This is a genomic window from Streptomyces sp. ASQP_92 (assembly GCF_025399895.1).
Taxonomy (GTDB): domain Bacteria; phylum Actinomycetota; class Actinomycetes; order Streptomycetales; family Streptomycetaceae; genus Streptomyces.
The window spans coordinates 89,901-96,853 of sequence record NZ_JAODUA010000022.1; the positions used below are offsets into that span (position 1 = coordinate 89,901).

Consider the following 6,953-nt stretch of genomic DNA (forward strand, 5'->3'; position numbering starts at 1 on the left):
GATCAACGCGTGGCGAGCCGGAAGGCCATGCGGCCGAAGCTGACCTGGTCGCCGTCGGCCACGGCGACGACCCCGGTCACCCGGCGCCCGTTCACACAGGTGCCGTTGGTGGAGCCCAGGTCGCGCAACTGCCAGGTACCGGACTGGAAGACGAGTTCGGCGTGCACCCGCGACACCGTCTCGTGGCTCAGGCGCAGCCCGTTGTGCGGATCGCGCCCGATCCGCAGCGGGTACGGGCCCGGGGCGGGGAAGAGGAGCTTGGGCAGGCGCTCCGTCTGCCAGGCCCTGCGCAGCGACACGGAGAACTCCGAGACCCTGCTGACCGCGCCGAACACGGCCTTGGACCAGCGGTTGCCGGTCTCCAAGTCGGCGGTGAGCGCGACCAGTTCGTCCGGCCGGCGGGCCGCGAGGACCAGTTCCATCCGCCGCAGGAAGGTGTCGTGCGACAGCTTTCCCTCGGCGGCCCCCTCCCGCAGCACGTCCAGGACCCGGTCGCGCTCCGCGTCGGAGAGCCGTACGGGTGCGGAGGAGGTCCGGGATTCGAAGGAGGGCGTCACACCAGCGATTGTCCTTCCCCGGGGCCGGAGGTGTCCAGCACGAGGTCACGCTCCCCCGGAGGTCCTCATTCACCACCGCCCCATCGCTGACCTGCGACGCAGCGGCCCCGGCCGTCATAATTGCCTTGCGCGGCAGCCCTGGTGCGCTGTTAGGGTGCGCTGACTTGCTACGCCTTTGATTGGGACTTACTTGACGACTTCCGCGTCGGACACCACCTTTCGTCCGCTCGCCGGGCCCGAAGAACTCGGGCTCTTCCAACAGCTTTCCTACGTCCTCGACCACGAGTTGGCCGACGATCTGGCCAGTGGCCGCCGCCTCCCGGAGTGGATGTGGGTGGCGCTGCGCGAGGACCGCGTCGTGGCGCGCGCCGCGTGGTGGGCCGGAAAGAAGGGTGAGGCGCCGCAGAGCCTCGACTTCTTCGACGTCGACGACGCGCTGCCCGCCGTCGAGCGCCACGAGATCGGGCTGCGCCTCCTGGAGACCGCGACCGCCGCCGTGGTGCCCGCGGGCGCTCAACGCCCCGAGTACGGCCGGTTCCTGCCCGGCGACTGGCGCGAGGATCCCGTGGCCCGCGAGGTCGTCGAGACCAGGCTGAACATCATGGCCGCCTCCGGCGCGACCCCGCTCGTGGAGCGGCTGCGTCTGGAGTGGCGGCCCGGGACTCCGCTCCCCGAGGCCTCCACGCGGCTCACGTTCCGGCCCGCCGAGGACCGCGAGGAGCTCATCTCCCTGATGGCGCTCGTCGCGGAGGGCTCGCTCGACGAGCACACCCGCGACGAGTTGCGCACCATGTCGCCGCGCGCGTCGGCGGAGCTCATGTACCGGGAAGAGTTCGAGCGGTACACGACGCCGCGCGCGTGGTGGCGGATCGCCGAACTGAAGGACGGCGGCGAGCCGGTCGGCTTCGTGATCCCGGCCCGCAACGACTACAACCCGATCATCTCCTACATCGGGGTGCTGCCCGCCCACCGGGGCCACGGCTACATCGACGACATCCTCGCCGAGGGCACGCGGATCCTGGCCGAACAGGACGTGCCGCGGATCCGGGCCGCCACGGACGTGCCCAACGTGCCCATGGCGAAGGCGTTCGCCCGTGCGGGATACGTCGTCTTCCAGCGCGCGATCAACATGATCTGGAAGTAGTCCCGAATTCCGGGCGTGTCCTCCTCGTCTGTCGCACCATGGTCGCAACCGGTAACGACAGGGGGACACACCAGTGCTGTTCGAAGTGTGGGCGCCGCACGCCGACCGGGCCGCCCTTCTCCTGGAGGGCGCGACCCATCCCATGCGCCGCCATCCCGTGCGCGCGGGCTGGTGGCTGACGGAGGCCGAGGGGCACTCCGGCGACCGCTACGGATACGTACTGGACGACGGTCCTGTGCTGCCCGACCCGCGCTCGCGCCGCCAGCCCGACGGGCCGGACGGCCTCAGCGCCGTCGTCGTCCAGGAGACGTTCGCCTGGCAGCATCCGTGGGAGGGCCGCCCCCTGCAACGGGCCGTCCTGTACGAGCTCCACATCGGCACCTTCACCCCCGAGGGCACCCTGGACGCGGCCGTCCAACAGCTGCCCCATCTCGTCGAGTTGGGGATCAGTCACATCGAGCTGATGCCGGTGTGCCCGTTCCCGGGGCGGCACGGCTGGGGATACGAAGGCGTCTCGCTCTGGGCGGTGCACGAGCCCTATGGCGGGCCCGACGCCCTGAAGAGGTTCGTCGACGCCGCGCACGCCCATGGTCTCGGCGTCGTCCTGGACGTCGTGCACAACCACCTCGGCCCGTCCGGCAATCACCTGCCGGCCTTCGGCCCGTACTTCACGGACACCCATCACACGCCCTGGGGCTCGGCCGTCAATCTGGACGCCGCCGGTTCCGACGAGGTCCGGGCCTTCCTCCTGGAGAGCGCGCTGGCCTGGCTGCGCGACTACCGCCTCGACGGGCTGCGTCTGGACGCGGTGCACGCGCTGGCCGACACCCGCGCCCACTCCTTCCTGGAGGAGCTGTCCACGGCCGTCGACGCCCTCGCCGTCGAGGTGGACCGGCCGCTCTTCCTCGTCGCCGAGTCCGACACCTGCGATCCCCGCACCACGACGCCGCGCGCGCAGGGCGGCCTGGGGCTGCACGCCCAGTGGAACGACGACTTCCACCACGCCCTGCACACCGCCCTGACCGGTGAATCCCAGGGCTACTACGCCGACTTCGCGCGGGCCCCGCTCTCCGCGCTCGCCAAGACCCTGACCCGGGTGTTCTTCCACGACGGTACGTATTCGAGCTTCCGGGGCCGCACCCACGGGCGCCCCGTCGACCGCGTCCGCACCCCCGCGCACCGCTTCCTCGGCTATGCGCAGACCCACGACCAGATCGGCAACCGGGCCCAGGGCGACCGCCTCTCGGCCACGCTCTCGCCGGGCCTGCTGGCCTGCGCGGCGACGCTGACCCTGACGAGCCCGTTCCCGCCGATGCTGTTCATGGGCGAGGAGTGGGGTGCCTCCACCCCCTGGCAGTTCTTCACCGACCACACCGATCCCGAGCTCGCGCGGGCCGTACGGGAGGGCAGGCGGCGGGAGTTCACCTCCCACGGCTGGTCGGCCGAGGACATTCCCGACCCCCAGGACCCGGCCACCCGGGAGCGTTCGTGCCTGGACTGGACGGAGCCGACGGCCGACCCGCACGCGCGCCTCCTCGCCTGGTACCGGGAGCTCATCGCGCTGCGCCGCGACCGGCCGGACCTGACGGACCCCGACCTCGCGGCCGTCAAGGTGGCGTACGACGAGGAGGCCCGCTGGCTGACCTACCGGCGCGGTGATCTGCGGATCGTGGTCAACCTCTCCAAGGAGGCGGTCAGGATCAAGATCGGGGGAGGTGGCCGCGTCCTCGCGGCCTGGGAGCCCCTCGAAGCGCCGGGGGCGGACGGGCTCGTCCTGATGCCACCGGAGTCGGGCGCCGTCCTCGGCCCCTGAACCCGGGCCGCCCCGGGCGCCTCAACACCCGCGCTCCTGCTGCTGGTTACTCGTTACTCGACGATCGCCATGGCGCGGTCGGTGTTGTTCAAACGCCGGCCGCCGTCACTCGTCACGGTGACGATGTCCTCGATGCGGACGCCGAACCGGCCGGGCAGATAGATGCCCGGCTCGATCGAGAAACACATCCCGGGCACCAGAGGGCGCTCCTCGCCCTCGATCATGTACGGCGGCTCGTGGGTGGTCACACCGATGCCGTGTCCGGTGCGATGGATGAAGTACTCGCCGTATCCCGCGTCCGCGATCACGGCGCGCGCCGCACGGTCGATGTCCTGGCAGGCGACGCCCGGCCGTACCGCGTCGAAGCCCGCCTGCTGGGCCTCGCGCACCACGTCGTGGACCCGCCGCTCCTCCGCTGTGGGCTCGCCGACGTGGACGGTACGGGTGGTGTCGGAACCGTAGCCGTGCTTGAGCCCGCCGAAGTCGAGCACGACCATGTCGCCGCGCTCGATCGTGCGGTCGCCCGCCTCGTGGTGCGGGTTGGCGCCGTTGGGCCCGGAGCCGACCACGGTGAAGTCCACCTGGGAATGGCCGAACTTGAGCAGCAGAGCGGCAAGATCGGCGGCGACCTCGGTCTCCTTGCGGCCCGCGAACGCCACCTTCACGATCTCGCCGTACGCCTCGTCCGCCGCCGCCCCCGCCGCGTCGAGGCGAGCCAGCTCGTGCTCGTCCTTGACGGCGCGCAGCATGGGCAGCGCCTCGGTCAGCGAGACATAGGAGGTGCCGGGCAACTCCTTCTGGAAACCGAGCAAATGCATCGCCCAGGCGTTGTCGCTCACGCCGAAGCGGCCGTCGACGTCGAGGAGCGGGGCCGTCACCGCGTAGGGATCCTTGCCATCGGTCCAGTCGCGCAGGGTCAGCGCGGCGGCGCCGTCGGCGTGCTCGGCGTCGGGCGCCTCCAGGGTCGGCACCACCAGGACCGGCTCCTGTCCGGCCGCGAGCACCAGGACGGTGAGCCGCTCGGTGATCGCGGTCGGCCGGTAACCAGTGAGATACACGAGGTCGGGGCCGGGCGCGACGAGCAGGCCGGCGAGTCCGGCATCGGCGGCGGACTCGGCGGCACGGGCCATCCGGGCCCGGTAGTCGTCGGCGGTGAAGGGCGCGGGAGCGGAGGTAGTGGACATGGCCTCATCCTGCCCGCACGCCCGCTCCCGGGCGAGTGGGCGGGCCGCCTGATTCCGCGCACGCTCCTCCCCCACCGCCCACATCTCGTCGGCGCGTCACCCCGCCCCCGCGTCACCGCACCGGAGCCATCCCGTCAGAGCCCCTCCGTCTCGTCCCCGACGAGCTTCTCCAGCAGCTCGCCGAAGTCCTCACCCACCACGATGCGCAGCCCGTCCCCGTCCCGGTCGCTGAGTTGCGTCAACACCCCGCCGCGCCACCAGTAGACGTACGGGCTGATCGACCCGGGCGTGTCCTCGTAGCCCGCGGCGGCGAACGAGGCCATCGCGTTGAGCGCGAGGACCATGCCGGAATCGCGGATGACGTGGAAGGCGAGCTGGTGGCGGAAGGGCATCGCCACGAGCGCGCCCTCCGGCGGGAGCCCGCTGCCGGTGACCTCACGGACGACGGTCTCCAGGGCGAGCACCCGGCTCGCGGTGTAGAAGGAGTCGCCCACCACGATCTCGAAGCGCGTCCCGTCGTCGCCCCTGACCGTCTCATGCGCCTCCACGGGCAGTTCCCGCAGATTGCGCAAGGCCTGCTCGCGCAGGTCGGGAAGTGTGCCGAGGGGTTCGAGAGCCTCGTCGGTCAGCATCATGACGCTCTCGGGCAGGTCGAGCGCGAGGATCTCGTACAGTCCCGGCGCCACACTGCGCGCATAGCCGAAGCTCTGCGGGTCAAGACCGTCGCCGCTGATCACACGCGGATAGAGCTGGGCCCGGATCTGCTCCGGCGGCATGGTGTCGAGGGCGGACGGCGCGTCCATGGTGCGCAACACCATCGCGACGTGCTTACGGATCAGTTCCGGCCACACACGCGGGCCACGGGGTTCGTTGTGGCACACGGCCGCGAGGTTACCCAGGCCGAAGCGGCGCCCGGCGCTGTCCCTCACCGAGTCCGCGTAGACGGTGACCTCAAGACCCAGCTCGGCGAACGCCTCCCTGACCACAGCTCGAAAGCGGGCACCCTCGTCGTTCGAGAAGAAGCCGAACTCGGGGTCCCTCGGGACGTCGCTCGCGTCCCGCTTGGGCCCTCGTCGGAATATCCCCACGTCAGCTGCCTTCCCTTGCACGGTCGCCAGAGCTGCGAGCCTACCCAGTGAGCACCTCGGTGATGACAAGATCCGCCCGCGCGCGTCCGGCGGCCACCAAAGACGCGTTGGCCTCGTCGGACTCCTCGACCCACCGCTTGGCGTCCGGCCGTGTCCTGCCGTGCCGCACATGGCGATCCACGAGCCGGCGCACCCGCTCCTCGCCGTCGAGGTGGAGATACCAGATCTCGTCGACGAGGTCCCTGACCTGTGCCCACGCCCCTTCGTCATGCAGCAGGTAATTGCCCTCGGTGACCACGAGCGGGATCTCCGGAGCCACAGGGATGCTTCCGGCCAGCGCCTCCTCCAGGGAGCGGTCGAAATCCGGCGCGTAGACGACCGTGCCGGGCCGCGGCGAGCGCAGCCGGGCGAGCAGTGCGGCATAACCTGCGGCATCGAAGGTGTCGGGCGCACCTTTGCGTTCGGCGCGCCCCAGCCGGCTCAGCTCGCCATTGGCGAGGTGGAATCCGTCCATGGGGACGAGAACGGCCTCCGCGCCGAGCCGTGCCACCAACTCCCCTGCCAGCGTGGACTTTCCGGCGCCGGGCGGGCCCGCGATACCGAGAATGCGACGCCGGCCGGGCACGATGAGGCCCCGGGCACGCCCGACGAGCCGGTCAAGGTCGAGATCCATGACCGCATTGTTCCACCGCTCGCGGCGGAATTACGTACTACGTATAACCTTGAGGGCATGCCGCACATCGCACTCATCACGCTCGTCGTACGCGACTACGACGAGGCCATCGATTTCTACACCGGGGCCCTGGGTTTCGAGCTGGCCGAGGACACCGACCGCGGGGACGGCTCACGCTGGGTGGTGGTCCGGCCGGCGGGCGCATCGAACGACGCGGCCGGGCTGCTCCTGGCGCGCGCCAAGGACGAGGCCCAACTCGCGAGCGTGGGCGCGCAGACGGGCGGCCGGGTCGGCTTCTTCCTCCACACCGAGGACTTCGCGGGCGACCACGCCCGCATGCTGGCGGCCGGAGTCCGCTTCCTGGAGGAGCCACGGCATGAGCCCTACGGTTCCGTGGCCGTTTTCGAGGACCTGTACGGAAATCGCTGGGATCTGTTGCAGCCGGCGTGAGACGAGCGTGGTGGGCCGGGCTCCGCTCGCCGACCACCCGTATG

Annotated in this window: 7 protein-coding genes; 3 read left to right on the forward strand and 4 right to left on the reverse strand. The window is 70.9% G+C overall.

The genetic code is table 11. The annotated features are described in order from the left end of the window. Positions 1-2 precede the first annotated feature (2 nt). Entirely contained in the window at positions 3-557 is a 555-nt protein-coding gene (locus N4G70_RS31825; RefSeq protein WP_261716245.1) for a DUF1707 and FHA domain-containing protein, read from the reverse strand. 190 nt (positions 558-747) lie between these two features. On the opposite strand from N4G70_RS31825, the gene N4G70_RS31830 reads away from it, so the two are divergent. Beyond that, positions 748-1,701, forward strand: coding sequence for a GNAT family N-acetyltransferase (locus N4G70_RS31830; RefSeq protein WP_261716246.1), 954 nt, complete (start codon positions 748-750; stop codon positions 1,699-1,701). Between the two features lie 73 nt (positions 1,702-1,774). Next, complete coding sequence (gene treZ, locus N4G70_RS31835) at positions 1,775-3,514, forward strand: malto-oligosyltrehalose trehalohydrolase (protein ID WP_261716247.1); 1,740 nt, start codon at positions 1,775-1,777, stop codon at positions 3,512-3,514. A 53-nt stretch (positions 3,515-3,567) separates the two neighbouring features. On the opposite strand, the gene N4G70_RS31840 is transcribed toward treZ, so the two are convergent. The 3 genes from N4G70_RS31840 to N4G70_RS31850 form a co-directional block, all read right to left on the reverse strand. Beyond that, on the reverse strand, positions 3,568-4,698 hold the full coding sequence (locus N4G70_RS31840) for an aminopeptidase P family protein (RefSeq protein ID WP_261716248.1): 1,131 nt from the start codon (positions 4,696-4,698) through the stop codon (positions 3,568-3,570). Between the two features lie 134 nt (positions 4,699-4,832). Beyond that, complete coding sequence (locus N4G70_RS31845; protein WP_261716249.1) at positions 4,833-5,786, reverse strand: DUF1444 domain-containing protein; 954 nt, start codon at positions 5,784-5,786, stop codon at positions 4,833-4,835. Positions 5,787-5,826: 40 nt separating this feature from the next. Next, positions 5,827-6,459 (reverse strand): nucleoside/nucleotide kinase family protein, encoded by a 633-nt coding sequence (locus N4G70_RS31850; protein ID WP_261716250.1) that lies wholly within the window; start codon positions 6,457-6,459, stop codon positions 5,827-5,829. 57 nt (positions 6,460-6,516) lie between these two features. On the opposite strand from N4G70_RS31850, the gene N4G70_RS31855 reads away from it, so the two are divergent. Next, on the forward strand, positions 6,517-6,909 hold the full coding sequence (locus N4G70_RS31855) for a VOC family protein (protein WP_261716251.1): 393 nt from the start codon (positions 6,517-6,519) through the stop codon (positions 6,907-6,909). Positions 6,910-6,953: the final 44 nt, after the last annotated feature.